The organism is Variovorax boronicumulans (genome assembly GCF_029892485.1).
Lineage (GTDB): Bacteria > Pseudomonadota > Gammaproteobacteria > Burkholderiales > Burkholderiaceae_C > Variovorax > Variovorax boronicumulans_B.
Genome location: NZ_JARXVG010000006.1, coordinates 247,616 through 272,761 on the forward strand (window position 1 = coordinate 247,616; position 25,146 = coordinate 272,761).

At 64.5% G+C, this 25,146-nt stretch carries 28 protein-coding genes; 9 read left to right on the plus strand and 19 right to left on the minus strand.

What is annotated here, in order from left to right; all coding sequences use genetic code 11:
- Nucleotides 1-4: 4 nt before the first annotated feature.
- From M2282_RS16440 to bfr, 11 genes are all read right to left on the minus strand, one after another.
- Complete coding sequence (locus tag M2282_RS16440) at nt 5-721, minus strand: MotA/TolQ/ExbB proton channel family protein (RefSeq protein WP_280809854.1); 717 nt, start codon at nt 719-721, stop codon at nt 5-7.
- 22 nt (nt 722-743) lie between these two features.
- The gene (locus tag M2282_RS16445) at nt 744-1,427 is read right to left on the minus strand and encodes an energy transducer TonB (RefSeq protein WP_432422910.1); all 684 of its coding nucleotides are present in this window, start codon (nt 1,425-1,427) and stop codon (nt 744-746) included.
- 101 nt (nt 1,428-1,528) lie between these two features.
- The gene (locus M2282_RS16450; protein ID WP_093434223.1) at nt 1,529-1,801 is read right to left on the minus strand and encodes a (2Fe-2S)-binding protein; all 273 of its coding nucleotides are present in this window, start codon (nt 1,799-1,801) and stop codon (nt 1,529-1,531) included.
- A 115-nt stretch (nt 1,802-1,916) separates the two neighbouring features.
- Entirely contained in the window at nt 1,917-2,597 is a 681-nt protein-coding gene (locus M2282_RS16455) for a Fe2+-dependent dioxygenase (protein WP_280809855.1), read from the minus strand.
- An 85-nt stretch (nt 2,598-2,682) separates the two neighbouring features.
- Nucleotides 2,683-5,061, minus strand: coding sequence for a catecholate siderophore receptor Fiu (locus tag M2282_RS16460; protein WP_280809856.1), 2,379 nt, complete (start codon nt 5,059-5,061; stop codon nt 2,683-2,685).
- A 239-nt stretch (nt 5,062-5,300) separates the two neighbouring features.
- Nucleotides 5,301-6,662 (minus strand): sulfite reductase subunit alpha, encoded by a 1,362-nt coding sequence (locus M2282_RS16465; protein WP_280809857.1) that lies wholly within the window; start codon nt 6,660-6,662, stop codon nt 5,301-5,303.
- On the minus strand, nt 6,659-7,657 hold the full coding sequence (locus tag M2282_RS16470) for an FAD:protein FMN transferase (RefSeq protein ID WP_280809858.1): 999 nt from the start codon (nt 7,655-7,657) through the stop codon (nt 6,659-6,661). The genes M2282_RS16465 and M2282_RS16470 overlap by 4 nt, the downstream gene beginning before the upstream one ends.
- A 15-nt stretch (nt 7,658-7,672) precedes the next feature.
- A complete protein-coding gene (locus M2282_RS16475) occupies nt 7,673-8,482 on the minus strand; it encodes a DUF4198 domain-containing protein (RefSeq protein WP_280809859.1) in 810 nt (269 codons plus the stop codon).
- A gap of 50 nt (nt 8,483-8,532) precedes the next feature.
- Complete coding sequence (locus M2282_RS16480; RefSeq protein ID WP_280810043.1) at nt 8,533-9,033, minus strand: DUF2271 domain-containing protein; 501 nt, start codon at nt 9,031-9,033, stop codon at nt 8,533-8,535.
- Between the two features lie 65 nt (nt 9,034-9,098).
- The gene (locus M2282_RS16485; protein ID WP_280809860.1) at nt 9,099-9,746 is read right to left on the minus strand and encodes a PepSY-associated TM helix domain-containing protein; all 648 of its coding nucleotides are present in this window, start codon (nt 9,744-9,746) and stop codon (nt 9,099-9,101) included.
- Between the two features lie 118 nt (nt 9,747-9,864).
- Nucleotides 9,865-10,341: a bacterioferritin gene (gene bfr, locus M2282_RS16490; protein ID WP_280809861.1), complete on the minus strand. Its 477-nt coding sequence runs from the start codon at nt 10,339-10,341 to the stop codon at nt 9,865-9,867.
- A 252-nt stretch (nt 10,342-10,593) separates the two neighbouring features.
- On the opposite strand from bfr, the gene ahpC reads away from it, so the two are divergent.
- Nucleotides 10,594-11,157: an alkyl hydroperoxide reductase subunit C gene (gene ahpC / locus M2282_RS16495; protein WP_258353953.1), complete on the plus strand. Its 564-nt coding sequence runs from the start codon at nt 10,594-10,596 to the stop codon at nt 11,155-11,157.
- Nucleotides 11,158-11,248: 91 nt separating this feature from the next.
- Nucleotides 11,249-12,811 carry an alkyl hydroperoxide reductase subunit F gene (gene ahpF / locus M2282_RS16500; RefSeq protein ID WP_280809862.1) on the plus strand — a complete coding sequence of 521 codons (1,563 nt, stop codon included), beginning with the start codon at nt 11,249-11,251 and terminating at the stop codon, nt 12,809-12,811.
- A gap of 85 nt (nt 12,812-12,896) precedes the next feature.
- Here the strand turns inward: ahpF and ppsR are convergent, their stop codons facing one another.
- Nucleotides 12,897-13,718 (minus strand): posphoenolpyruvate synthetase regulatory kinase/phosphorylase PpsR, encoded by an 822-nt coding sequence (gene ppsR, locus M2282_RS16505; RefSeq protein WP_280809863.1) that lies wholly within the window; start codon nt 13,716-13,718, stop codon nt 12,897-12,899.
- A gap of 189 nt (nt 13,719-13,907) precedes the next feature.
- Here ppsR and ppsA point away from each other — a divergent pair, with 189 nt between their 5' ends.
- From ppsA to dnaB, 7 genes are all read left to right on the plus strand, one after another.
- Nucleotides 13,908-16,301 (plus strand): phosphoenolpyruvate synthase, encoded by a 2,394-nt coding sequence (gene ppsA, locus M2282_RS16510; RefSeq protein WP_280809864.1) that lies wholly within the window; start codon nt 13,908-13,910, stop codon nt 16,299-16,301.
- Nucleotides 16,302-16,443: 142 nt separating this feature from the next.
- The gene (locus M2282_RS16515) at nt 16,444-16,935 is read left to right on the plus strand and encodes a hypothetical protein (RefSeq protein WP_280809865.1); all 492 of its coding nucleotides are present in this window, start codon (nt 16,444-16,446) and stop codon (nt 16,933-16,935) included.
- Nucleotides 16,936-17,051: 116 nt separating this feature from the next.
- Nucleotides 17,052-17,426: a 30S ribosomal protein S6 gene (rpsF, locus tag M2282_RS16520; protein WP_198787691.1), complete on the plus strand. Its 375-nt coding sequence runs from the start codon at nt 17,052-17,054 to the stop codon at nt 17,424-17,426.
- A 4-nt stretch (nt 17,427-17,430) separates the two neighbouring features.
- On the plus strand, nt 17,431-17,745 hold the full coding sequence (gene priB / locus M2282_RS16525; protein WP_042579539.1) for a primosomal replication protein N: 315 nt from the start codon (nt 17,431-17,433) through the stop codon (nt 17,743-17,745).
- A 21-nt stretch (nt 17,746-17,766) separates the two neighbouring features.
- A complete protein-coding gene (rpsR, locus tag M2282_RS16530) occupies nt 17,767-18,048 on the plus strand; it encodes a 30S ribosomal protein S18 (protein WP_007830781.1) in 282 nt (93 codons plus the stop codon).
- Between the two features lie 12 nt (nt 18,049-18,060).
- Entirely contained in the window at nt 18,061-18,513 is a 453-nt protein-coding gene (gene rplI / locus M2282_RS16535) for a 50S ribosomal protein L9 (RefSeq protein WP_280809866.1), read from the plus strand.
- Nucleotides 18,514-18,683: 170 nt separating this feature from the next.
- Nucleotides 18,684-20,090, plus strand: coding sequence for a replicative DNA helicase (dnaB, locus tag M2282_RS16540; RefSeq protein ID WP_280809867.1), 1,407 nt, complete (start codon nt 18,684-18,686; stop codon nt 20,088-20,090).
- Nucleotides 20,091-20,106: 16 nt separating this feature from the next.
- Here the strand turns inward: dnaB and M2282_RS16545 are convergent, their stop codons facing one another.
- The 7 genes from M2282_RS16545 to M2282_RS16575 form a co-directional block, all read right to left on the minus strand.
- Complete coding sequence (locus M2282_RS16545; RefSeq protein WP_280809868.1) at nt 20,107-20,853, minus strand: helix-turn-helix transcriptional regulator; 747 nt, start codon at nt 20,851-20,853, stop codon at nt 20,107-20,109.
- On the minus strand, nt 20,853-21,167 hold the full coding sequence (locus M2282_RS16550) for an MGMT family protein (protein ID WP_280809869.1): 315 nt from the start codon (nt 21,165-21,167) through the stop codon (nt 20,853-20,855). The genes M2282_RS16545 and M2282_RS16550 overlap by 1 nt, the downstream gene beginning before the upstream one ends.
- Nucleotides 21,164-21,622, minus strand: coding sequence for a GyrI-like domain-containing protein (locus tag M2282_RS16555; RefSeq protein ID WP_280809870.1), 459 nt, complete (start codon nt 21,620-21,622; stop codon nt 21,164-21,166). Before M2282_RS16555 ends, M2282_RS16550 begins: the two co-directional genes overlap by 4 nt.
- Nucleotides 21,623-21,662: 40 nt before the next feature.
- On the minus strand, nt 21,663-22,112 hold the full coding sequence (locus M2282_RS16560; protein ID WP_280809871.1) for an EVE domain-containing protein: 450 nt from the start codon (nt 22,110-22,112) through the stop codon (nt 21,663-21,665).
- 6 nt (nt 22,113-22,118) lie between these two features.
- A complete protein-coding gene (locus M2282_RS16565) occupies nt 22,119-22,490 on the minus strand; it encodes a VOC family protein (RefSeq protein WP_280809872.1) in 372 nt (123 codons plus the stop codon).
- 150 nt (nt 22,491-22,640) lie between these two features.
- Nucleotides 22,641-24,434 (minus strand): PhoH family protein, encoded by a 1,794-nt coding sequence (locus M2282_RS16570; RefSeq protein WP_280809873.1) that lies wholly within the window; start codon nt 24,432-24,434, stop codon nt 22,641-22,643.
- Between the two features lie 210 nt (nt 24,435-24,644).
- Complete coding sequence (locus M2282_RS16575) at nt 24,645-25,121, minus strand: peroxiredoxin (protein WP_007830801.1); 477 nt, start codon at nt 25,119-25,121, stop codon at nt 24,645-24,647.
- Nucleotides 25,122-25,146: the final 25 nt, after the last annotated feature.

The window sequence follows — 25,146 nt, forward strand, 5'->3', positions numbered from 1 at the left end:
GTGCTCAGCCTTTCTTGAGCGGAACCACGATGGCATCGCCGCTGCCGCTCTGTACGCGGGCGCCGGTGACGAAGTAGGCATGCAGGTCGTGGGCAAAGCTGTTGATCTTGGTCAGCACGAACTTGTTGCCGCGAACCAGCGCGTTGTAGCCGAGCACGGCGGGAATCGCCACTGCCAGACCGAGCGCCGTCATGATCAGCGCCTCGCCGATCGGGCCTGCCACCTTGTCGATGGTGGCTTGGCCGGCCGAACTGATGCTCATCAGTGCGTGGTAGATGCCCCAGACCGTGCCGAAGAGGCCGATGAACGGTGCCGTGGAGCCGACCGAGGCGAGTATGGCGAGGCCGGTCTGAAGGCGTGCAGTGAATGCGTCGATGCCATTGCGCAGCGCGCGCGTGATCCAGTCGCTCACGTCGAGCGCGTCGTGCAGGTGGGCCTTGGTGTTGCGGTGGTGTGCTGCCGCTTCACGGCCTTCGAGTGCCAATGCGCGGAACGGGTTGCTGTCGTCCTTGCCGAGCTTGTTCAGCGCGGTGGCGAAGTCTTCGCTGTGCCAGAAGTCCTGCGAGTGCTTGGCAAGGCGCTTGTACTTGATGACGTCGAGCGCCTTGACGATGATCACGATCCACGACGCGAGCGACATGCCGATCAACAGCACCGCGACAGCCTTGGTGACGAAATCGCCCTGATTCCAGACGTTCATCAAGCCAAATTGGGAATCCATACGAAGTTGCTCCAGAGAAAAATTAGTTCAGAACGTAGTTGACGGGGGCGTCATAGGACATGGCCTGCACCACGCCGTTGACCTTGCCGGGCACGAACCGGCATTTCATGATGTATTCGACGGCGGCCTCGTCGAGGCGGTCGAAACCGCTGGATTTCTTGACTTCGGCGCTCTTGGGCAGGCCATCTACGCCGACGAGCACCTTGACGATCACCTTGCCCTGTTCGCCGAGGCGCTTGCTCATGGCGGGGTAGACCGCCTTGGGGTTCTGAAGGTAGTCGGCGTTGCTCGACGGCAATTGCACGGCAGGTGGGGCCGGTGGAGCGGGAGGCAGTGCGGGCGGAGCCGGTGGCGTGGGCGCAGCCGGCGGCGCTGGAGGAGGAGGCGGTTCCGTGGTGCCCACAGGCGCCTGCGGAGCGGGCGTGGGCCTTGGTTCGCGAATGGCTTGCGGCCGCGGCGGAGGCGGCGCTTTGGCCACTTTCGGTGGTGGCGGTGGCGGGGGAGGGGGATCCACCTTGGGCTTTGGCGGCTCGACGAACTGGCTCAGTATTTCGACCGGGATCACCACTTCGGCGGCCCGCCGCAGCAGTCCGCTTTGCAGTGCCCAGAGCGCAGCCGCATGAAAAAGGATGACGCCTCCCGCAATGACGACATTGCGCGAGAGGCCTAAAACCGAGGGAGGGGGGGCAAAGCGGTCAGACACGATCAACCATTCGAGTGCGGGCACGCCGGAACGTGCCCCGATTGCAGCAAAACCGCTACGACGTTACTTGCGAAAAATCCACCAGACCGAGCCTGCAACCAGGATCAGGCTGCCGCCGAGTGCCGAGACGAGTTCCATGCCTTGCTTTCCGTGATGGAGCTGGCAAGCTGGATCGCCCTCGGACCCGATTCGCGATTCAGCGCGGCGACCGGATGCGAGGCACTGCACTGTGCGACGATATCGCGCGCACAACCTTCACATTGACCACACTGGGTGGCCACACCGAGTTCGAATTGGACTTCGTCGAACGTCATGCCGGCTCGCACATGACGTGCGATTTCACGGTCGGAGACTCGGCGGCAGACGCAAACGATCATGGCTGTGAAAGCGGCAGTGGGCTGGCTGTTGGTTGCCTGATTATAAATAAGAATCCATCGCATTTGCAATAACTATGGTGTTACCGGGCTTTGCGAAGCCTCCGCAGGCACCCGGCTACACCTCGGACCAAAGCCGCAAGAGGTTGTGATAGTGGCCCGTCAGCGCCACCGTCTCTTCGCATTCGCCCAGCCGCGCCCGCAATTTCTGGATGTTCTGGTCGAGTTCGAACAGCATGCTGCGTTTCTGGTCGCCGCGCACCATGCTCTGAAGCCAGAAGAACGAGCAAACCCGCGCCCCGCGCGTCACAGGGTGAACGCGGTGCAGGCTGCTCGCCGGATACAGAATGAGGTCGCCTGCCGGCAGCTTGACCTCGTGCGACCCGTAGGTGTCGATCACCTCGAGCTCTCCGCCGTCGTAGTCGTCCGGATCGCACAGGAACAGCGTGCAGGACAGGTCCGTGCGCAGTTGCTGGCCGCTGCCCGGCAGCGCGCGCACCGCACCGTCGACGTGAACGCCATAGTGCTCGCCCCCCTCGTAGCGGTTGAACAAGGGTGGAACGAAGCGCAGGGGCAGCGCTGCCGAAAAGAAGAGCGAATGACGCGCCAGCGCGGCAAGCACCGTGCTGGCGAGTTCTCGGCCGACGGCCGACGACTCCGGCAGTTGCCGGTTGCGCTTGACCTGCGCGCCCTGTTCGCCAACGGTTTCGCGGCCATCGATCCAGTTCGTGGCCTCCAGCGCCGTGCGCATTTCGTGCACCTGGGCGGGGCTCAGAACGTCGGGCACATGCAGCATCATTTCGGGAACTCCGCAAAGAGAAAAGCCCCGGCGCAGGCCGGGGCTCGAGTTTCGCACCGTGCCGGGCGAACCCGGCAGGCAAGGATCAGAACGCGAAGTTCGCGGTGATCTTCGCCGAACGGGGCGTACCCGGCGTGTAGCGGTAGCCGCTCTTGTTGATGGCCGCTGCGTACTGCTTGTCGAACAGGTTGGAGACGTTCAACTGGAGGTCGACGTTCTTGTTGATGCGATAGGACGCCATGGCGTCGAACACCCAGTAGGCGTCGATGTAAGCCGGCGTTCCCACCGCGCCGTCGGTGCCGCGATGCAGCTTGCCGTTGTAGCGCGCGCCGCCGCCGATGGTCAGGCCGAACGGGAACTGGTAGGTGGTCCAGGCCGTGAAGGCGTTCTTCGGGGTGTAGACCAGCACATTGGTGCCGTCGGCGGTGACGTTGGGGCCGCTCTGGACCTTGGTGTCCATCGTCGTGAACCCGGCCGTCACGCCCCAGCGTTCGGTGATGCTGCCTGCCAGGCCCAACTCGATGCCCTGGACGCGCTTCTTGCCGCTCTGGTAGTAGAGCGAGGTATTGGTCGGATCCTGCACCACTTCATTGGTGACGTCCGTGCGGTAGATCGCGCCGGTCAGCGACAGCTTGTCGTTCATCACATCCCACTTCGTTCCGATCTCGAAGGTCTTGGCCTTCTGCGGCAGGAAGTCGGTGCGCGCAGCGCTGTTGCCCGAGCCGGCGGCCGACAGCGAGAAGTTCGCGCCGCCCGGGGGCTGGGCCGAGGTGCCGTAGGCCGCGTAGATGCTGCCGTTCTTCACAGGCTTGTAGACCACGCCGATCTTGCCGGTGAACAGGTTGTCGGAGAGCTTCAGCGACGAAGGCACCAGCGTGCCGAGCGTCAGGCCCGGGTTGGTCGTCGCGGTCGACAGCGTCGCGCCCTGGAACGACGTGTTGTAGTGGTCGAAGCGCAGGCCGCCCGTGATCTGCCACTGCTCGTTGAGCTTGACGGTGTCGAAGGCATAGAGGCCGACCGTATTGGTCACGCCCTTGCTGTCGGCGCCGCTCTGAATGCGGCTGTAGCCGTTGACGTAGGGGTTCGGTGCGTAGAGGTTCGCGGCCGGCCAGGCGCCGTTCTGCACAGCCTGGCCGTTGAACAACGCGCCGGGAGCGAAGTAGCCCAGGTTCGACTGTTCTTCGCGGATCAGCTCGACGCCTGCGCTGAGCGAGTGGCTCACGCTGCCGGTGTCGAACTTGGCGGTCACGTTCGTCTGGTTGACGAAGATCGTGTTTTCCTGGTTCTTGTTGGTCGGCGAATTGCGCGTGACCGACCAGGTGGAGGGCAGGCCCGGGACCAGCGTGTCGAGGAATGCCGTGCCGGCCGCGGGCCGCGCACCGGTGGCCGTGAGGCCGCCGAGCATGAACGACGTCAGCATGTAGTCCTGCTTCGTCTTGCCGTAGCGCGTGGTGTTGCGCAGCGTGACATCGGGCGTGATGTCGTGCTCGACGCGCGCGGTGAACATGTCCGCCGTCACCTTGTTGAAGTCATAGGCCGTGCCGTAGAAATTCTTCGGATCGACCGGCGAGGCAAAGTTCAGGAAGCTGCGCCGACGTGCGCCGAGTGCCGTCGGATCGGGGTTCGAATAGCTGGGCAGGCCGATGGTGGGCACGCCGCCGTCGGGGACGTTGTCCTGGTCGACGTGCAGGTAGTCGAAGTAGAAGCGCGTGGGTGAATTCAGGCCGAGCGCGATCGACGGCGCAATGGCCGTGTGCTTGTTCTTGACGAAGTCGCGGCCGGCAACGCCCGAGTCTTCCACCACGGCGTTCAGGCGGAATGCCGCGCCGATGCCGTTGGCGCTGCTGAGCGACTTGTTCCAGTCGATGCTGCCGCGCTTGTAGTCGGCGCTGCCGAAGCCGATCGAGCCCACGAAGCTGTCTTCGAGCTTCGGCTTCTTGGTGACGAGGTTGATGTAGCCGGTGGGCGAGGTGCGGCCGACGTCGGTGCCCGACGGGCCCTTCACCACTTCGACCTGCTCGATGTTGAACACGTCGCGCGAGATCGAGCCGAGGTCGCGAATGCCGTCGACGAAGATGCTGCTCGAGCTGTCGAAGCCGCGCATGAAGACGGCGTCGCCGGTGTTCGTGTTGCCGTTCTCCCCGAGGAAGAAGGTGCCCACGCCGGGTGTGTTGCGCAGCGCTTCGGTCAGCGTCGTCGCGCCCTGTTCGCGGATGACCTGTTCCTTGATCACCTGGACGGTTTGCGGCGTGTTCAGCAGCGGTGCGGTGAATTTGGGATTGGCGGAGGTGTCAGTCTTGTAGTCGACGCCGGCGGAGTCCTGCACGCGGACTTCGGGCAGTGCGCCGCCTGCCTGTGCAAAGGCGGCGGGGGCCACAATGGCCATCAGCGTTGCAGCGGCAGCGCCAGAGAGGTGGGGAACGGCGCGCGCGACGGCGTGTTTGCGGCTCTTGATGTAGGCCATGAAGTTATCTCCGGAAAGGGCGGCGAACTGAAAGACTCGACTGGCGAGGTCCGCAGGCATGCTTTCTGGGAAGAGAAAACCGGGGACTGGCTGAGTGAGTCAATTTGCGGCGAATGCAAATTGATGCGAATAATAGTGTTTCTCATTAACTTTTGAGAAACAAAGGCAAACTTAGGTCATAAGTTTTGCTGTGTTGTTGCTAGTTCGCAACTGATCCAGATCTGCGGAGTGAAGGAAGATCAGTAGACATCGCGGCAATAGCGACCAGTTGCCACCAGATCCTGCCAAAGCGTACTGCCGGCCACCTGCTTCAAGGCGGCATCCACACCCGACGCCATGCCTTGCCGGCTTCCGCATACGTAGATTGCCGCGCCCTTGTCCAGCCACGCGCGCAGCGTATCGGCCGATTGCAGCAACCGGTGTTGCACGTAAAGCCGCTCGGGTTGGTCGCGCGAAAAAACCATGTCGAGCCGCTGCAGCACGCCGCTGGCCTGCCAAGCCTCGATCTCCCCGCGGCAGAGGAAGTCGTAGGCCGCTTGCCGCTCGCCGAACACCAGCCAGTTGTCGTGGCAACCTGCCGCCGCGCGAGCACGCAGATGGGCGCGCAGGCCGGCCAGCCCAGTGCCGTTGCCAATGAGGATCAGGGGCCGGGTTTCGTTGCCCTCGAGACGGAAGGCGCGGTGCGGCCGCAGGCGCAGTGCAACGGTGTCGCCGATCGTGAGCGTCGATGTGAGCAGGCCCGATGCAGTGCCCAGGGTGCCGTCGGGGTGCTGCTCCTGGCGCACCAGCAATTGCAGTTCGCCGTCGGTAGGCAGCGAAGCGATCGAATAGTCGCGCGGCCGCGCCGGATCGCTGGCCACCGCGATCTGCACCAGATCGCCGGAGGCCCAGCGCGGCATCGCGCCCGCGTGCGGCACCAGGCTGAGCAGGAAGACCGGTGCACCCGCGCTGCCGGCGTTGAGCAGCTCACGCCTCGCAAGCCGCCACGGCGCGAATGCACCGTCCGGATCTTCATGCCCGATCGCAGCGGTGTCGCCCCATCGGGCCTGCCAGGCGGCCAGCGCGGCGGGGTCGCTGTTGTCGACCTCAAGGCATTCGAAATTGGGGCTGGCGCCTGACGCCTGCAGCCAGGCATCGAGCGCGCGCCCGAAGCCGCAGAAATTCTTGTACTGGCGATCGCCCAGCGCCAGCACGGCATAGCGAAGCGAGGACAGGGCGAGAGGCGAGCCCATCACGCGTTCGGCGAACACGCTGGCGCCGTCGGGGGCATCGCCCTCTCCGTAGGTGCTTGCCACGAAGAGCGCGCGGCTTGCGGAGCCCAGCGTGGCGGCGTCGAGGGCGTTGAGTTCCATCACGCGCACCGGAGTGCCTGCCGCGCGCAGTTGCCGCGCTGTCTGCCAGGCGATCGTCTCTGCCTGGCCGGTCTGGCTGGCGAACAGCACGAGGGTCGGGGCGGCATCGCTTTCGGCCGAGAGAGCCGCCGCCTCGCGGATCGCCGCGCTGCGCAGCCGCCGCTGGCGCGCATAGACGGCGAGGCAAAGCGCCGCATAGGCTGTCGCCGTGGCGCCCGCGCCCAGCGTGCGCAACATCGCCTCGGTCATGCGCCGGTCTGGGCTCGCCAGGCGCGCGAGGCTTGCGGAGCCGCATCGTCGTGGCCGATGAAAAGGGCCGCGATGTCGTGCCGCTCTGCGAAGGCCAGGCCATCGTCCGGGCCCAGCACGGTCAGAACGGTTGCGAGCGCATCGGCCTGCATGCACTGCGCATGCAGCATCGTGACGCTCGCCAGTGCGTGCGCGACCGGCTCGCCATTGCGCGGATCGATGGTGTGCGACCAGCGGCGGCCTTCGTGCTCGCGACGATGCCAGCGGTCGCCCGACGTGGCGATGGCCATGTCGGCCAAGGCGATGCGCTGAGGGTCGGCCGAATCGCCATCGACCAGCACCTGCCACGGCCGGCCGTCCGGACGGCGACCGATGCCGCGCAGTTCCCCGCCGATTTCGAACAGCAGATTGGCGAGGCCGAGTTCGAGCAATGCCTCGATCCCGTGATCGACCGCGAAACCTTTGGCGATGCCCGAGAGGTCGAGCGTGATGCCTCCCGGTTGCAGCAGCGCGTTGCTCGCTGCATCGAATTCCAGCCGCTGCCAGCCGGCGCGTGCACGCACCGCGGCAAGCACTTCGGTGGCGGGCACGCCGTTCTCTTTTGCCTCGGGGCCGAATCCCCAGCAGGCCACCAACGGCCCGACGGTGGGATCGATCGCGCCTGCGCTGATGCGCGCCCAGTGAAAGGCGCAAGCCATCACCTCGGCAAACTCCCGGGGCAGTTCATGCCGCGAGCCCGCAGGTGCCCGGTTGAATCGGCTGATGTCCGACGTCGGCTCCCAGTGGCTCATCTGCGCGATCACCCGCGCAAGCGCTGCCTCCACCGCTTCGCGCACCTGCTCCAGCGGAAGCATTCGCGGGTTGTCGAAGCGCAGCGACCAGGTCGTGCCCATGGTCTGCCCGCCCAACTGCTGCAGGGTGGCCGGGTCGGCGCGGCGCGGGACGGCCGCGTTGGCGTAGCCGCCTGCGTGCCAGGTGCTGAAGGAAAGTCCCAAGGGAGCGCGCAGGTGTCAGGGCATCACTTCAAGGGTGGCCGCATAGCTCAGGCGGCGTTCCTTGGCTTGCGGCACGGTGGTCTTGTTGTCCTTGGTGCTGGCGTCGAGCCAGTACATGCCGGCGGCCGGCCAGGTCACGCTGAACTGGCCCTTGTCGTCGGTCTTGAGCTTGATTTCCTCGAGCTTGTCGCGGTACTGCGTGTTGCCGGCGGTGACCGTCACTTCGAGGTTCTTCGCGGGCTGGCCGTCGAGGTTCAATGTGAAGCTGGCTTTCTCGCCCTTGACCAGGTCGGTCGGGCTGCCGGCCACGATCAGTTCCAGCCCCTGGCCGATGGCCTTGAGCGGCGAGGGCTTGCCGACCGTCACGAAGGTCTCGATGCGGCCGGACGACTGGGTGATGGTGACGTCCTGCGCATCGGCCGGGATTTCCATGCCGATGGTCTCGGCCGTCCCACGCGCACGCTTGTTCTGGCCGGTGGCCTTGTCCTTCCAGCTCGCGAAAGCGCCCGCATTGACCACGGCGATGCGGTACGTGCCCGGTTGCGCCACGCTCACGTCGAACACGTTGCGCAGCTTGAGCTTGGCTTCGCTCTCGGGTTTGACAGTGCTGCCATCGGGCGCGGTGATCTGCAGGCCCTCGAGCCGCAGCGGCGCGTGATTTGCGACGAACAGGTCGTTCGAGACGGCCGCATCGACGGACACGGTGTCCGCTTTCGAGAACACGGTGGACGAAGGCAACAGCCAGGCGTTGTGTGCCATGGAAACGGAGGCGAGCGCCGAGAGGGCGATGGCGAGGCCGGTGGCGCGCAGCGTGGAACGGGTCATGGGAGGTCCTTGATGGATGAAGCTAGAGGAGAAGGGCGGTCTGGCGTCGATCAGGGCTTGAGTTCGAGCTTGATCTCGCCGAGCTCTTCCTTGCCGGCCGCGGTCGGCTGCGTTGCCGCGGTGGGTGGCCACTGGAAAGGAATGCTTACGACCTCGCGGCCGCCGACTTCGCGCGCCGCCTCGACCACCAGCTTGTAGGCGCCGGGCGCGAGCTTGGGCATCGGTGCCGTGCCTTCATTGAAGCTCAACTGGTGCTTGCCGGCGGGCTTGGTGGCACCGGTCACGCCATCGACAGGCACCGCGAGTTCGCGGCCGCCGCGGCGCCACCACTGGCGCATGTCCTTGAGCCACTTGGTGCCTTCGCCTTCGGGGTTGTTCGTCTTGGTGCGCACGTCGTACCAGACGGCCAGCGTGCCGGCGACCGTGTTGTCGGCGCGCTCGATCCAGGTCGCCACATAGGGGCGGTGGTACTCGGAAACGTTCAGCCGGGGAATCTCGATATTGACAGCCAAGCTCGCCGCAAAAGCTGGGGCTGCGAACAGCGCCGACATGGCGATCGGTGCGAGTGAATAGCGAACGTGCACGGGAAACCTCTTTTTCTGAATCGATCGGTCGATCAATGAATGAACAGCAGCGCGAGCAGCATCGGCACGACCAGCCCCATGCCCACCATCGGCCAGGTGAACGGTCGATTGCCCGCATGCATCTTGAGAATGAACAGCCCGGTGATCGAAAAGACCAGCGTGGCGCCCGCAAAGATGTCGATGAACCAGCTCCAGGCCGCGCCGGTGTTGCGGCCCTTGTGCAGGTCGTTGAGGTAGGAGAGCCAGCCGCGGTCGGTGCGCTCGTATTCGATCTCGCCGTCGGCCAGGCTCAGGCGCAGCCAGGCGTCGCCGCCGGGGCGGGGGAGCGAGAGGTAGATCTCGTCGTCGGACCATTCGGCCTCTCGGCCTTTGGTGTCGACGTCCCAGTTTTTCTGAATCCAGCCTTGCAGTTCGGCGGGCAGGGGCGCCTTGCCTTTTTGCGCCTTGGCGGTGGGCAACTGCTGTTCGAGCCGTGCGCGCAGTGCCTCGTCGATCGAGCCATTCAGTTTCGTGATCGCGGGGTTGGCCTCGATCTGGCCCGCGTGGTTGAGGGTGAAACCCGTGACGCTGAACAGGATCATGCCGATGAGGCAGATCGCAGAACTCACCCAATGCCATTCGTGCAGGGTCTTGAGCCAGTAGGCACGGCGGCGGTTGTCGGGGCGGGCGGCAGCGGTCATCGAAGGCGCGGATTCTATCCGTGCAAATGAGAATGACTGCTATTTGACAATCGTTAAGTTACGTAAAGCAATAAAAAACGGGGCCGAAGCCCCGTTGCCTGAATTCGAAAGCTTGCGCTTATGCGAGTTCGCCCATTTGCGATTGCAGATAGTTCTGCAGGCCGACGCGGTCGATCAGGTCGATCTGGGTTTCGAGGAAGTCGATGTGCTCTTCCGTGTCGTCCAGAATTTCTTGCAGCAGGTCGCGCGAGACATAGTCGCGCACCGATTCGCAATGCTGGATGCCGTCCTTGATGGTGGCTTGCGCGCCGGTTTCTGCGCCGAGGTCGCAGCGCAGCAGTTCGGGCACGTCTTCGCCGATGTTCAGCTTGCCGAGGTCCTGCAGATTGGGCAGGCCGTCGAGCATGAAGATGCGGTCCATCAGCTTGTCGGCGTGCTTCATCTCGCCGATCGATTCCTCATATTCCTTCTTCGCCAGCTTGTCCAGACCCCAATGCTTGAGCATGCGGTAGTGGAGGAAGTACTGGTTGATTGCAGTGAGCTCGTTCTTGAGCTGCGCCTGCAGATGTTCGATGACCTTGGGGTCGCCCTTCATGATTTTTCCTTGTTCTGAAAGTGGTGATTGTCAGAGGGGCGGGTGCGCACTTGCAAGCAATCCCATGCTGCGCCGGTCTGCATGCGTTTGATGGTGATACACGTTCGTATTGGAGGCGCCGATAAAGCCTTCGCGATCCCATCGCAAACATAGCAAGCTCCAATAGTTTTAATAGCTCATGGCTATTGATAATATGAGATTGGTAGCTATACTCATGGTTCGCCTTTTTCATCAGCCACCTAGGAATCACCAATGTCCCTGATCAACACCCAAGTCCAACCCTTCAAGACCCAGGCCTACCTCAACGGCAAGTTCATCGATGTGTCCGACGAGACGCTCAAGGGCAAATGGTCCGTGCTGATCTTCATGCCGGCGGCATTCACCTTCAACTGCCCGACCGAAGTCGAAGACGCGGCCGACAACTACCCCGAGTTCCAGAAGCTGGGTGCCGAGGTCTACATCGTGACCACCGACACGCACTTCTCGCACAAGGTCTGGCACGACACGTCGCCGGCCGTCGGCAAGGCCAAGTTCCCGCTGGTGGGCGATCCGACCCACACGCTGACCAATGCTTTCGGCGTGCACATCCCCGAAGAAGGCCTGGCACTGCGCGGCACCTTCGTGATCAACCCCGACGGCATCATCAAGACCGCCGAAGTGCACTCCAACGAAATCGCCCGCGACGTCAAGGAAACCCTGCGCAAGCTCAAGGCAGCGGTCTACACCGCCGCCCACCCGAACGAAGTTTGCCCGGCCAAGTGGAATGAAGGCGACAAGACCATCGCTCCGTCGTTCGACCTCGTCGGCAAGATCTAAGCGCTTCCCGTGCGAAAGCCCGGGCGCTCACGAGGCCCCGGGCTTTTTTGTTCCCAGTTGATAGTTTCCAGTTATCGAAAGTGAGTCCGTCATGCTCGACGCCAGCACCAAAGCCCAATTGAAGAGTTACCTCGAACGCGCCACGCAACCGATCGAAATCGTTGCCTCGCTCGACGACAGCAAGGCCTCGGGCGAGATGTTGTCGCTGCTGAAGGACGTCGCCGAGTCCTCGCCGCTGGTCAAGCTGACCGAGAGCCGCGAAGACAGCCACCGCAAGCCCTCGTTCTCGGTCAACCGCCCGAGCGAAAACCACGGCCCGCGTTTCGCCGGCCTGCCGATGGGCCATGAATTCACCTCGCTGATCCTTGCGTTGCTGCAGATCGGCGGCTATCCGCCCAAGGTCGAGCAAGCCGTGCTCGACCAGATCAAGGCACTCGACGGCGACTTCGAGTTCGAGATCTACGTCTCGCTCACCTGCCACAACTGCCCGGATGTGGTTCAGGCGCTGAACCTGATGGCGGTGCAGAACCCGCGCATCCGCACCACGATGATCGAAGGCGGCACCTTCCCGGACGAAGTGAAGGAACGCCAGATCATGGCGGTGCCGACCGTGTTCCTGAACGGCACCGAGTTCGGCCAGGGCCGCATGAGTCTGGAAGAAATCCTCGCGAAGATCGACACCAGCGGCGTCGAGCGCGAAGCGAAGAAGATCGCCGCCAAGGACCCGTTCGACGTGCTGATCGTCGGTGGCGGCCCCGCGGGCGCCGCAGCCGCCGTGTATGCGGCGCGCAAGGGCATCCGCACCGGTGTGGCGTCCGAGCGTTTCGGCGGCCAGGTGCTCGACACGCTGGGCATTGAGAACTTCATCTCGATCAAGGAAACCGAAGGCCCGAAGTTCGCCCATGCGCTCGAAGAGCATGTGCGCGACTACGACGTGGACATCATGAACCTGCAGCGCGCCAAGGCCCTGGTGCCGGGCGCTGACCTCATCGAAGTGCAACTGGAAAGCGGCGCCTCGCTGAAAAGCAAGTCCATCATCATCTCGACCGGTGCGCGCTGGCGCAACATCAACGTGCCCGGCGAGCACGAGTTCAAGAACAAGGGCGTGGCCTACTGCCCGCATTGCGACGGCCCGCTGTTCAAGGGCAAGCGCGTCGCGGTGATCGGTGGCGGGAACTCGGGCGTCGAAGCGGCGATCGACCTGGCCGGCATCGTGGGCCACGTCACGCTGATCGAGTTCGACACCGCGCTGCGCGCCGACGCCGTGCTGCAGCGCAAGCTGCACAGCCTGAAGAACGTCGACGTGTTCACCAACGCGCAGACCACCGAGATCACCGGCGACCAGAAGGTCAACGGCCTGGTCTACAAGGACCGCGCATCGGGCGAACTGAAGAAGGTCGAGCTCGAAGGTGTGTTCATTCAGATCGGCCTCGTGCCCAACACCGACTGGCTCAAGGGCGTGGTCGAGCTCACGAAGCACGGCGAGATCGTCGTCGATGCTCGCGGCCAGACCTCCGTGCCAGGCGTGTTCGCGGCGGGCGATGTGACGACCGTGCCGTTCAAGCAGATCATCATCGCGGCCGGCGACGGTGCGAAGGCGGCGCTCGGTGCGTTCGACCACCTGATCCGCACCTCGGCGCCCGCTGCGGCCTGACCCGTCGATTCCATCTTGCGTTCTGGCGCCTGAATGCGCCAAACAAATGGGCTGCCGATCCGGTAGCCCATTTTTTTTGGAAGGCTCAGTAAGTCAGCCGCTCCGGCCGCAGTTCCTGCAGGATCGTGGTCGCGATTTCCTCGATCGACTTGGTGGTGGTCGAGAGCCAGCGGATGCCGGCGCGCCGCATCATCGCCTCGGCCTCGCTCACCTCGTGGCGGCAGTTCTCCAGGCTGGCGTAGCGCGAATCGGGCCGTCGCTCATTGCGGATCTCGCTCAGCCGCTCGGGCTGGATCGTCAGGCCGAAGATCTTCTTTCGGTGCGGCATCAGCGCCGGCGGGAGCTGGCGGCGGTCGAAATCCTCGGGAATCAGCGGGTAGTTGGCCGCTTTCAGGCCGTGCTGCATCGCCAGGTAGAGCGAAGTGGGTGTCTTGCCGCTGCGGCTCACGCCGACCAGGATCACGTCGGCGCCCTGCAGGTCGCGGTTGCTCTGGCCGTCGTCGTGCGCCAGGCTGAAGTCGATGGCGGCGATGCGGGCGTTGTATTCCTTGCTCTTGCTCACGTCGCTGAAGCGGCCGATGCGGTGGTTCGACTTCACCGCCAGCTCGATCTCCAGCGGCCGCACAAAGGTGCCGAACATGTCCAGCAGCATGCCTTTGCAGCCGGTTTCGATGACTTCCAGCACGTCCATGTTGGCCAGCGTGGTGAAGACGATGGGCCGCAAGCCTTCGAGTTCGGCCGTGTGGTTGATCTGCCGCACCGCCTGGTGCGCCTTGTCGACCGTGTCGGTGAAAGGCAGCCGCACGTGGCGCGGCTTCATCTCGAACTGGGCGAGCACGGCGTTGCCGAAAGTCTCGGCGGTGATGCCGGTGCCGTCGGAAATGAAGAAAACAGTGCGTGTATGCATGGTGTTGCTCTTGCGGCCTTGTCCTGCGGCGCGGGCGACCTTGCCACGCCTACAATCCGGGCCATTATCGGGAATCTGCTTTCCCACCCCCATTCTTTCCATGCACGCCGCAACCGCACCCAAAGCAACGACAACGATCGTGCCGTGCCGCCTGCATGCAGCACCGGTTTCAACTTCTGGAGCTTCCCCATGTCTGCACTTTTCGACGCGACCGCCCTGGTCGTACCGTTTGAAAACCTGAGAATGACCGACGTCGAGGCGGTTGGCGGCAAGAACGCCAGCCTCGGCGAAATGATCTCCCAGCTGCCACAAGGCGTGCGGGTGCCCACCGGTTTCGCAACCACGGCACACGCATTCCGCCAGTTCCTGGCCCACGACGGCCTGGCCGACAAGATCAGCAAGCGCCTGGCCGCACTGGACACCGAAGACGTGCGCGCGCTGGCCACGGCCGGCGCCGAGATCCGCGCCATGGTCGAGTCCCAGCCTTTCCCGGCCGACCTGCAGAAAGCCATTGGCGAGGCCTTTGCCACGCTGAGCGCCGGCAACCCCGAGGCCTCGTTCGCCGTGCGTTCTTCCGCTACCGCCGAAGACTTGCCCGACGCCTCGTTCGCGGGCCAGCAGGAAACCTTCCTGAACGTGGTCGGCATCGACGACGTGCTGCACAAGATGAAGGAGGTGTTCGCCTCCCTCTACAACGACCGCGCCATCAGCTACCGCGTGCACAAGGGCTTCGAGCACGATGTGGTTGCCCTCTCGGCCGGCGTGCAGCGCATGGTGCGCTCCGACCTCGGCGCCGCCGGCGTCATGTTCACCATCGACACCGAATCGGGCTTCGACCAGGTCGTTTTCATCACGTCGAGCTATGGCCTCGGCGAGACGGTGGTGCAGGGCGCCGTGAACCCGGACGAGTTCTACGTGCACAAGCCGACGCTGCGTGCCGGCAAGCGCGCGGTGATCCGCCGCAACCTGGGCTCCAAGCTGATCCAGATGGAGTTCGCGACGCCCGAAGAGAAAAAGGCCAGCGGCAAGCTGGTGAAGACCACCGACGTCAAGGCCGAGCAGCGCAACCGCTACTCGCTGAGCGACGCCGACGTGGAGCAACTGGCCAGGTACGCGCTGGTCATCGAAGAGCACTACGGCCGCCCGATGGACATCGAGTGGGGCAAGGACGGCACCGACGGCCTGCTCTACATCCTGCAGGCCCGTCCCGAGACGGTGAAGAGCCAGCAGCAGGGCAAGGCCGAGCAGCGCTACAAGCTGCTGGGCAAGGGGGCAGTGCTCGCCGAAGGCCGAGCCATCGGCCAGAAGATCGGTACTGGCCCCGTGCGCCTGGTGCACAACATCAGCGAAATGGACAAGGTCCAGGCCGGCGACGTGCTCGTCACCGACATGACCGACCCCAACTGGGAACCGGTGATGAAGCGCGCCGCCGCCATCGTCACCAACCGCGGCGGGCGCACCTGCCATGCGGCCATCATTGCGCGCGAACTCGGCATTCCGGCCGTGGTCGGCTGCGGTGACGCGACCGACCTGCTGAAAGACGGCACGCTGGTCACCGTGAGCTGCGCCGAGGGCGACACCGGCTTTATCTACGACGGCCTGCTCGAAACCGAAGTGACGGAAGTGCAGCGCGGCGTGATGCCCGAGATCGACATCCAGCTGATGATGAACGTGGGCAACCCGCAACTGGCCTTCGACTTCGCGCAGTTGCCGAACCACGGCGTGGGCCTGGCCCGCCTCGAGTTCATCATCAACAACAACATCGGCGTGCACCCGAAGGCGATCCTCGACTATCCGAACGTCGACAACGACCTGAAGAAGGCCGTCGAATCGGTGGCCCGCGGACACGCTTCGCCGCGTGCGTTCTACGTTGACAAGGTGGCCGAAGGCATTGCGACCATCGCTGCCGCCTTCTGGCCCAAGAAGGTCATCGTGCGCCTGTCGGACTTCAAGTCGAACGAGTACCGCAAGCTGATCGGCGGCAGCCGCTACGAGCCGGAAGAAGAGAACCCGATGCTGGGCTTCCGCGGCGCGGCGCGCTACCTGAGTGCCGATTTCGGCGAGGCCTTCGCCATGGAGTGCGAGGCGCTCAAGCGCGTGCGCAACGACATGGGCCTGACCAACGTGCAGATCATGGTGCCCTTCGTGCGCACCCTGGGCCAGGCCGAGCGCGTGACCACGCTGCTGGGCGAGCATGGCCTCAAGCGCGGCGAGAACGATCTCAAGCTGATCATGATGTGCGAGGTGCCGAGCAACGCGATCCTGCCGGAAGAGTTCCTGAAGTTCTTCGACGGCTTCTCGATCGGCTCGAACGACCTGACCCAGCTCACGCTGGGCCTGGACCGCGATTCGGGGCTCGAGCTGCTGGCGGCCGACTTCGACGAGCGCGACCCGGCCATCAAGGCGCTGCTGAGTCGCGTCATCAAGGCCTGCAAGGCTGAAGGCAAATACGTGGGCATCTGCGGCCAGGGGCCCAGCGACCATCCGGACTTCGCGCTCTGGCTGGCGGAGGAGGGGATCGAGTCGATCTCGCTCAACCCCGACAGCGTCATCGACACCTGGCAGCAGCTCGCCAGGCGCTGAAGGCACCACGCAACGGATTGCAACGGATTGCGGAAATCCCCATGGGGGGATTCCCGCGACCTGTAGGTGTTCTGGAAACAAATTGCGTATTTGATGCCAGACTCGCGAGACTCACGGGCGTATCCCGGAAGGGAAGACCACCATGATTCTTGTGAAGACGCAGACGGGCCATCAGGCCCTGAAGGACCGCTCGGTCACCTTGTCGCCGCGCCAGCGCTCGGCCTTCATCCTGTTCGACGGCAAGCGCGCGGTCGACGAGGTGCTGGCCAACGGCATGGGCATCGTCCGCGAGGACATCGACCACATGGTCGCGCTGGGGCTCCTGGAGCCGATGGCGGGCAGTGCGGCGCCACCGGCGGTGGTCGCCAGCGCAGTCGTCGACGCAGCGAAGCCGGCAGTTCCTTCGGCCGCGCCCGCGGCAGGCTCTTCAGGCCGCAGCAGGCAGCAGCGCTACAAGGACGCCTACCCCATCGCGACCCAGCTCACCGGCAGCCTGGGCCTGATGGGGTTCCGGCTCAACCTGCAGGTCGAGGGCACGACGAGCTATGAAGACCTCCTGGCACTGGCGCCCAAGATTCGCGCCGCGGTCGGCCCGGAAAAGGCCGCCGCCCTGGACAAGGCCCTCAACGACTGAGGTGCCTTGCCGGGTTGTCAATTCCAGGGCTATAATCGCCGGCTTTGCCTTGCCACACTGCGCCCGACGCTGCAGGTGGCTTTTCCTCTTCTTCGGAAGAATCCACAAGGAGTGCCATGCGTCACTACGAAATCATTTTGCTGATCCACCCGGATCAGAGCGAGCAAGTTCCGGCCATGCTGGAGCGCTACAAGGGCCTGATCACGGCCGGCGGTGGCAAGGTCCATCGCGTTGAAGACTGGGGCCGCCGTCAGCTGGCCTACCAGATCAACAAGCTCAACAAGGCGCACTACCTGTGCGTCAACATCGAAGCCGAGCAAACCGTGATGGGCGAACTGGAACACGCGTTCAAGTTCAACGATGCCGTGCTGCGTCACCTCACCGTCCAGAAGAAGAAGGCCGACACCGGTCCTTCGTCGATGATGAAGACGGTCGAGCGCGAAGAAGCCCGCAAGGCCCAGCAGGCCGAATACGCCGCCAACAACAACTGATGGCGTGACTGCTGCCGCTGCGGCAACCGGTGTCAATCAGCTGTTGCTGACCGCCTCGGTTGCCGAACTCGGAGCCTTGCGATACACGCCCGCCGGCCTGCCCGCCATCGACCTCAGACTCGAACACGAGTCGACCCTCGATGAAGCAGGCAAACCCCGGCAGGTGAAGACGGCCCTCAAGGCCGTTGCCTTCGGCGCCATCGCCGAGAGGCTCGCAAGACAGTCGATGGGAAGTCTCTGGCGTTTTCAGGGGTTTCTCGCGACACCGGGCAATGGCAAGCATCCGGTCCTGCACATCCAGGATTTTCAGCAAGATTAATTTTCGACAAGAGGTCCCCAAATGGCCACGTTCAAGAAATTCAACAAAGACAAGCGCCCGAAGCGCAACACCCAGTCGCTGCTGTTCAAGCGCAAGCGCTTCTGCCGTTTCACCGTCGCTGGCGTCGAGGAAATCGACTACAAGGACATCGACACGCTGCGTGACTTCATCAGCGAAAACGGCAAGATCATCCCCGCACGCCTGACCGGCACGCGCGCGATCTACCAGCGCCAGCTCAACACCGCCATCAAGCGCGCCCGCTTCCTGGCCATGGTCCCGTACAGCGACCAACACCGCGTCTAAGGAGCCGACACCATGCAAGTCATTCTTCTGGACAAGGTCGTCAACCTCGGCACCCTCGGCGAAATCGTCAAGGTCAAGGACGGTTACGCACGCAACTTCCTGATTCCGTCGGGCCGCGCCCGCCGCGCCACCGCTGCCAACAAGGCCGAATTCGAAGCCAAGCGCGTCGAACTCGAAAAGGCTGCGGCTGCCAAGCTGGCTGAAATGCAAGCCCAAGGCGAAAAGCTCGGCGGCACGACCGTCAAGCTGACGCAAAAGGCTGGCGTCGACGGCCGCCTGTTCGGCTCGGTCACCAACGGCGACATCGCCGAGGAACTGGGCAAGCAAGGCTACAAGGTTGCCAAGTCGCAAGTGCGCCTGCCCAACGGCCCGATCAAGGTTGTTGGCGACAGCACCGTGAGCGTTGCGCTGCACACCGACGTGGTCGTCGAGATCACCGTGACTGTCTACGGCGAAACCGCCTGATCGTTTGCAGCGCCTCGTGCGCTGCCGCGAAAAGCCGCCTTCGGGCGGCTTTTCTTTTTGTGCCTTGAGTTTTCCAGCGCGCTGCACTGGAAGATCACTGTTTATTCACAACCTTGTCCACAAGCGCAGTGCCGTGCGCGGCTTAGCATGCAGGGTTGCAAGGGAAGTCCATGTCCGCCGTTTTCTCCTACTCCGACGGTAATTCGTCGGCCGACCGCCAGATCGCCCAACTGCGCGTTCCGCCTCACTCCATCGAGGCCGAATCGAGCGTGCTCGGTGGCCTGCTGCTCGACAACGGCGCCTGGGACCGCATGGGCGACCTGCTGGTCGACGGCGACTTCTACCGCCACGAGCACAAGCTGATCTATGCCGCCGTCGGCGGGCTGATCAATGCCAGCAAGCCGGCCGACGTCATCACGGTCTTCGAGCGGCTGCAGAGCCTGGGCAAGGCCGACGAGATCGGCGGGCTGGTCTACCTGAACTCGCTGGCGCAGTACGTGCCCAGCGCGAGCAACATCCGGCGCTATGCGGAGATCGTGCGCGAGCGCTCGATCCTGCGAAAGCTCGTCTCGGCCAGCGACGAGATCGCGACCAACGCCTTCAACCCGCAGGGCAAGCCGGTCGACAAGATCCTCGACGAAGCCGAACAGAAGATCTTCAACATCGGCGAAGAAGGCTCGCGGATGAAGCAGGGCTTCCAGAGCATGGACGCCCTGGTGGTCGAGCTGCTCGACCGCGTGAACGAGATGGCCGAGAACCCGAACGACATCACGGGCGTTCGCACCGGCTTTCACGACTTCGACAAGATGACCTCCGGCCTGCAGCCGGGCGACATGATCGTGCTGGCCGCGCGTCCCTCGATGGGCAAGACCTCGCTGGCGATCAACATCGCCGAGCACGTGGCGCTCAACGAAGGATTGCCCGTTGCCGTGTTCTCGATGGAAATGGGCGCGTCCCAGCTGGCGGTGCGTATCGTCGGCTCGATCGGCCGCATCGACCAGGGGCATCTGCGCACCGGCAAGCTCAGCGACGAGGAGTGGCCGCGCCTGACCGAAGCCATCGAGAAGCTGCGCACCGTGTCGCTGCACATCGACGAGACGCCGGGCCTCTCGACCAGCGAACTGCGCGCCAATGCACGCCGGCTCGCGCGCCAGTACGGGCGCCTGGGCCTGATCGTGGTTGACTACCTGCAGCTCATGTCGACCAGCACGAGCGGCGACGAGAATCGCGCGACGGCTGTGGGCGAAATCTCGCGCGGCCTGAAGATGCTCGCCAAGGAACTCAAGTGCCCGGTGATCGCACTTTCGCAGCTCAGCCGCGGCGTGGAAAGCCGCACCGACAAGCGGCCCATGATGAGCGACCTGCGCGAGTCCGGCGCCATCGAGCAGGACGCGGACATCATCATGTTCATCTACCGCGACGACTACTACGACAAGAACAGCAAGGAGCCGGGCGTGGCGGAGGTGATCATCAGCAAGCACCGCAACGGCCCGACGGGCACCATCAAGCTGGCCTTCCTGAAGCCGATCACCAAGTTCGAGAACCTGGAAGGCTACAGCCACAGCGACCAGTACTGACGCGAACGGAGCGAGATCAGCGGCCCGAAGGACCCTGGGCCTTCGACGGCCATGCCTGTGGTTCCGGTGGCGTCGCTTCAACCTGGCGGGCCTTCACCTGGCGCAGCAGATCGGCCAGCGTCTTGCCCGGTTCGTCGCGGAATCGATCGGGCAGCACCTGGACCGCGTCCATGCGGTCGACGCGAAACCCGCGGAAATCGTTGCGCAGCTCACACCAGGTCGACAGCGTCCAGACCTTCCCCCAGTAGAAGCAGCCGAGCGGCCGCACCGTGCGCTCGCTGGCATCGCCCGACACGTCGCGGTAATTCAGGCGCAGCTTCTGGCGCGCCTGCACTGCTTCGCGCAAGGCCTGCAGCCGGGCGCCCATGACGTCGTCCAGCCCCAGCGCCGGTGCATAGAGCGCCAAGCCTTCCGCCGAAACGCGCGCGGCTGGCGGCAGCACCGAGAGGATCTTGCCCAGCCCCGCTTCGATGTCGCGCGCCAGCGCCGGATCGACCCAGCTCTGCGCGAGCCGCGCCGCAGCCACGAGCGCGGAGGCTTCGTCCTGCGTGAACATCAGCGGTGGCAACTCGAAGCCCACGCCCAGCCGGTAGCCCACACCGGCTTCTCCTTCGATCGGCACGCCCTGGTGCTGCAGGTCGGCCACGTCGCGGTACACCGTGCGCTCGGAAACCTCGAGGCGCTGCGCCAGGAAGGCAGCTGTGGTGAGCCGGCGCCCGCGGATGAACTGCACGAGCTGGAAGAGGCGGTCGGCGCGGCGCATCAACGCGTTCCGGAGAGCTTCTTGGCGAAGTCCTCGACGAAGTAGCGTTGGCCGCGCTGCACGACCGTGTGGCCCTCGGCTTCGAGCCTGGTCATCTGCGCCTCGATGCCACCGGGGTACTTGGGGTTGAGTTCGCCGCCGATCTTGAGCGTGCGCCAGTACGGCGTCCGGTCCTGCGCCTTCGACTCTTCGGTCGCGTGCGCAACCATGTGCGCAAAGATCGCCGTGGTCACGGTGCAGCCGATGGTGGCGCGGTGGCGCGCCAGGTGCGGGTAGCCGGCGAGCCTGTCGCGCCGGTTCTTCTTGGTGCTCATGAAACTGCGGAAACTCCGATGTGGATCGCCACCTTGTCCGGCCCCTCGTAGGCTTCGAAATCGCTGCGCAAGCGGCGCGCGATTTCCGGGTGAGCCTCGAAATACTGCCAGATGCGCTGCCAGGCGGCGATCACCATCTGCGGCATCTCGCCCTGGCCGTTGAAGACGAGGTAGTCGCCGGCTTCGATGGCCACGCTGTCCGCGCCCTCCGAGACGGCCACGCCGACAGTGATGTCGAAGGGGCCATGGGCATCGGATTCGTAGGCGGAGTAGATCCCGAAGATGCGTGTGTCGCTCGTGCGGTGGGGCGTCGATACGTAGGTCTGCTCGCCGAAGAAGCGCCCCCACAGCGCGCCGATGCGGGCTGTAGCGGGATCGTTTTCTTCGCGGTTGGTCGTGCGGACCGTGAGGCCTGCGACCCGGAAGGCGTCGTGGTGTTGGCGGGCGGGTTCCATGGGTTCTTCTCTTGCGTCTGCGATGTTCGGGTGTTGCTGCTCAAAGAGCGAGCGTTTTCAGGTCTGCCTTCATGGTCCGGGCGATCAACGCCATGTCGGCGTCGGTCACATCGAACATGCCGAAGCGGAACTTGTAGCCCCACTGCTTCGGCGTCTCGATGAATGCGAGGCGCTCGATCAGTGGCGCGATGGGGGCTTCGTGCGAGGCCGCATAGCTCACGTCGCGGCGCCAGGGCACGAAGCCGCCGCCCATGTCGAACTCGTACGCCTCGCCAGGCAGCACGATGCCGATCGACACAAAGCTCTGCAGCTTGTCCGTGCCGCCGAACACAGTGGCCGGTGCGTAGTAGGCCACGCGGTCGCCCGCGGCGACCCGCTTGAGCGGGCCCAGCTTGCCGTGCCCGACCTGCATGAAGCCGAGCGGCTTGTGGTCGCGCCCGCGCCGGGCATGCTCGGCGCTTGCGACAGCGATCCAGTTGCGCTGTGCCATGGTGCTTCAGGCGAGGGCGTGCAGGCCGACTTCGTTGCCTTCGGTGTCGCGCAGGTGGGCGATGAAACCCATGCCCGGCGGCAGTGCCGACTTGGGCGCGACGATCTGCCCGCCGGCCGCCTCCACGCGCGAGAGCACGGCGTCGATGCTGGGCATGCAGTCCAGGTAGATGCGGATGCCGGTGCCCGCACGCGCAGCGCCCGTCGTGCCGGCCTGCAGCGCGCCGCCGGTGGCGGGGTCGTCGTAGGGGAACACGGCCAGCGTCTCGCCGCCGAAGTTCTCGCGGCGCAGCTTGCGCGCCAGCACGGTTTCGTAGAAGGCCTGGGCGCGGTCCATGTCGGCGACGGGGATCTCGAACCAGCTGATGGCGTTCGTCATGAAGGGCTCTCTTTCGTTGTGTTGCAAGGAGCCTCGATGGTGCGGACCGCCTCCTGACAACGTCTTGTCAGGAGCCTGTCATGGGCGGGCGAGAAAAAGCCCGCGATGCTCCTGGGAGCATGCGCGGGCTCGATACCGGCGGACTGGTTTTTAGAGCACGTCGCTCGCGAAGTCGGCCAGGCGCGAGCGTTCGCCGCGCGCCAGCGTGATGTGCCCGCCGTGCGGCCAGCCCTTGAACTTGTCGACCGCGAAGGTCAGGCCCGAGGAGCCTTCCGTCAGGTACGGCGTGTCGATCTGCGCCAGGTTGCCCATGCAGATGATCTTGGTGCCCGGGCCGGCACGGGTGATCAGCGTCTTCATCTGCTTGGGCGTCAGGTTCTGCGCCTCGTCGATGATCACGTACTTGTTCAGGAAGGTGCGCCCGCGCATGAAGTTCATGCTCTTGACCTTGATGCGGCTGCGGATCAGCTCGTTGGTGGCCGCGCGGCCCCACTCGCCGGCGCCGCCGCCGTCGCCCTTGGCCAGGAACTCGAGGTTGTCGTCCAGCGCGCCCATCCAGGGGCCCATCTTTTCTTCCTCGGTGCCGGGCAGGAAGCCGATGTCCTCACCCACGCTCACGGTCGCGCGGGTCATGATGATCTCGGTGTAGCGGCGGTCGTCGAGCACCTGCGTGAGGCCCGAGGCCAGCGCCATCAGGGTCTTGCCGGTGCCGGCGGTGCCGGTCAGCGTGACGAAGTCGATCTCCGGGTCCATCAGCAGGTTCATCGCGAAGTTCTGCTCGCGGTTGCGCGTGTTCACGCCCCACACCGCGTTCTTGCCGGAGCTGTAGTCCTTGAGCGTCTTGAGCACCGCGGTCTTGTCGCGGATTTCGGTGACGCGCGCGTACATGCTCGGCTCGCCGGGCGCCTCGAAGAAGACGAACTGGTTGATGTACAGGTTGGGCACGATCGGACCGCTGATCCGGTAGAAGGTGTTGCTGCCGCTCTGCCAGCTCTCGACCGTCTTGCTCTGGCGGGTCCAGAAGTCGGGCGGGAGCGCCAGCGAGCCTGCGTAGAGCAGGTCGCCGTCTTCCAGCGTCTTGTCGTTCTGGTAGTCGTCGGCGGCAAGGCCCAGTGCGCGCGCCTTGACACGCATGTTGATGTCCTTGGACACCAGCACCACTTCCTGCTTCGGCTTGCCCGGGCGGTCTTTGGCGTACTCGTCGCGCAGCGCACTCACCACCCCCAGGATCTGGTTGTCGGCCTTGCCCTGGGGCAGGCTGACCGGCAGCGAGTAGTCGAGCGGGGCGGTCTGGAAGAAGAGGCGCCCGCCGGCTTCGCGATGGCCGGTGATGTCCAGCTTCAGGCCCTTGTCGATGTCGGCATCCTGCGGGCCGGCCAGCGCGTCGAGCGTGCGGCTCGTCTGGCGGCCGTTGCGGGCGACTTCGGTGGTGCCTTTCTTGTGACCGTCGAGCTCTTCCAGCACGATCATCGGCAGGAAGATGTCGTGCTCCTCGAAGCGGAACAGGCACATCGGGTCGTGCAACAGCACGTTGGTGTCGAGTACGAACAGCTTGGCCGGGCCGGTGGACTTGCTGCGCTTGGGGCGTGCGGGCGCTTGCGGTGCCACTGCCACAGGAGCGGGAGCGGGAGCGGGAGCGTGAACCGGAGCGGGAGGCGTGGGGACCCGCGTCTCGACCTGGATGGCAGCAGGCTGTTGCGGGGCAGGCACGGGCGCCGGCCGGGGGCGGCCGCGGCGCGACGGACGCGCGGTTTCGCCGCCGCCCGCCGCCTCGGAAGCCAGGTTGTCGAACAGCTCCAGCGGCTGCGGACCGTTGGAGGTTGTTTCGTCAGCGCGCTGGTCGCCAGCGCGGCGCGACCCCCTGTGCGAGGAGCGGGCGGGTGCGTCGACCGCATCCGGCGAGAGCAATGCGGCGCGTTTCGTGGGGGCGGGAGGCAATGGCATGTGGGAAGTCGCTCGCAGGAAAGTGAAAACCAGAAAACGAAAAAGCCGCCTGAAGACCAAGGCGGCTTTGTTCGGGGGATGCGGTCGTGGAGCTCAACGGCATGAGGCCATTATGCACACCGCAGGTGACACGCCAGAGGCTCTTTGCGGCTGCGTTGGGCATTCCCCACGCAAATCGCCCAAAGCGCAAGCTGGCGCTTCTTGCTGCGGTCAGGCGGCCTTCTTGAGCGCCTTGACTGCCTTGAGCACGTCATCGACGTGGCCCGGAACCTTGAGCCCGCGCCATTCGGCCTTCAGGATGCCGTCGGCGCCAATGAGGAAGGTGCTGCGTTCGATGCCCTTGACCTTCTTGCCGTACATGATCTTGTTCTTGACCACGCCGAACATGTGACACATTTTTTCTTCGGTGTCGGCGATGAGTTCGAAGGGCAGCTCGAGCTTGGCCTTGAACTCGTCGTGCGACTTCATGTTGTCACGCGAAACGCCGAAAACGGTGGCACCGGCTTTTTCGAAGTCCTTGTAGCGGTCGCGAAACTGCATGGCTTCGGTGGTGCAACCCGGAGTGTTATCTTTCGGGTAAAAATACATGACCAGCACGTGGCCGAGATGCGAGGTATTCGAGACCTTGAGGCCGCCCGTGGCGTTGGCGTCGAATTCAGGAATGGGTTTGTTGACAACGATCGCCATGAAACTTGTTTTCTCCGTTAGATTC

Coding starts and splice junctions, on each gene's coding strand:
- M2282_RS16440 (WP_280809854.1), bottom strand. CDS start 721: ATGGATTCCCAATTTGGCTTGATGAACGTCTGGAATCAGGGCGATTTC.
- M2282_RS16450 (WP_093434223.1), bottom strand. CDS start 1,801: ATGATCGTTTGCGTCTGCCGCCGAGTCTCCGACCGTGAAATCGCACGT.
- M2282_RS16455 (WP_280809855.1), bottom strand. CDS start 2,597: ATGATGCTGCATGTGCCCGACGTTCTGAGCCCCGCCCAGGTGCACGAA.
- M2282_RS16460 (WP_280809856.1), bottom strand. CDS start 5,061: ATGGCCTACATCAAGAGCCGCAAACACGCCGTCGCGCGCGCCGTTCCC.
- M2282_RS16465 (WP_280809857.1), bottom strand. CDS start 6,662: ATGACCGAGGCGATGTTGCGCACGCTGGGCGCGGGCGCCACGGCGACA.
- M2282_RS16475 (WP_280809859.1), bottom strand. CDS start 8,482: ATGACCCGTTCCACGCTGCGCGCCACCGGCCTCGCCATCGCCCTCTCG.
- M2282_RS16480 (WP_280810043.1), bottom strand. CDS start 9,033: ATGTCGGCGCTGTTCGCAGCCCCAGCTTTTGCGGCGAGCTTGGCTGTC.
- M2282_RS16485 (WP_280809860.1), bottom strand. CDS start 9,746: ATGACCGCTGCCGCCCGCCCCGACAACCGCCGCCGTGCCTACTGGCTC.
- bfr (WP_280809861.1), bottom strand. CDS start 10,341: ATGAAGGGCGACCCCAAGGTCATCGAACATCTGCAGGCGCAGCTCAAG.
- ahpC (WP_258353953.1), top strand. CDS start 10,594: ATGTCCCTGATCAACACCCAAGTCCAACCCTTCAAGACCCAGGCCTAC.
- ahpF (WP_280809862.1), top strand. CDS start 11,249: ATGCTCGACGCCAGCACCAAAGCCCAATTGAAGAGTTACCTCGAACGC.
- ppsR (WP_280809863.1), bottom strand. CDS start 13,718: ATGCATACACGCACTGTTTTCTTCATTTCCGACGGCACCGGCATCACC.
- ppsA (WP_280809864.1), top strand. CDS start 13,908: ATGTCTGCACTTTTCGACGCGACCGCCCTGGTCGTACCGTTTGAAAAC.
- M2282_RS16515 (WP_280809865.1), top strand. CDS start 16,444: ATGATTCTTGTGAAGACGCAGACGGGCCATCAGGCCCTGAAGGACCGC.
- rpsF (WP_198787691.1), top strand. CDS start 17,052: ATGCGTCACTACGAAATCATTTTGCTGATCCACCCGGATCAGAGCGAG.
- rpsR (WP_007830781.1), top strand. CDS start 17,767: ATGGCCACGTTCAAGAAATTCAACAAAGACAAGCGCCCGAAGCGCAAC.
- rplI (WP_280809866.1), top strand. CDS start 18,061: ATGCAAGTCATTCTTCTGGACAAGGTCGTCAACCTCGGCACCCTCGGC.
- dnaB (WP_280809867.1), top strand. CDS start 18,684: ATGTCCGCCGTTTTCTCCTACTCCGACGGTAATTCGTCGGCCGACCGC.
- M2282_RS16545 (WP_280809868.1), bottom strand. CDS start 20,853: ATGCGCCGCGCCGACCGCCTCTTCCAGCTCGTGCAGTTCATCCGCGGG.
- M2282_RS16550 (WP_280809869.1), bottom strand. CDS start 21,167: ATGAGCACCAAGAAGAACCGGCGCGACAGGCTCGCCGGCTACCCGCAC.
- M2282_RS16555 (WP_280809870.1), bottom strand. CDS start 21,622: ATGGAACCCGCCCGCCAACACCACGACGCCTTCCGGGTCGCAGGCCTC.
- M2282_RS16560 (WP_280809871.1), bottom strand. CDS start 22,112: ATGGCACAGCGCAACTGGATCGCTGTCGCAAGCGCCGAGCATGCCCGG.
- M2282_RS16565 (WP_280809872.1), bottom strand. CDS start 22,490: ATGACGAACGCCATCAGCTGGTTCGAGATCCCCGTCGCCGACATGGAC.
- M2282_RS16570 (WP_280809873.1), bottom strand. CDS start 24,434: ATGCCATTGCCTCCCGCCCCCACGAAACGCGCCGCATTGCTCTCGCCG.
- M2282_RS16575 (WP_007830801.1), bottom strand. CDS start 25,121: ATGGCGATCGTTGTCAACAAACCCATTCCTGAATTCGACGCCAACGCC.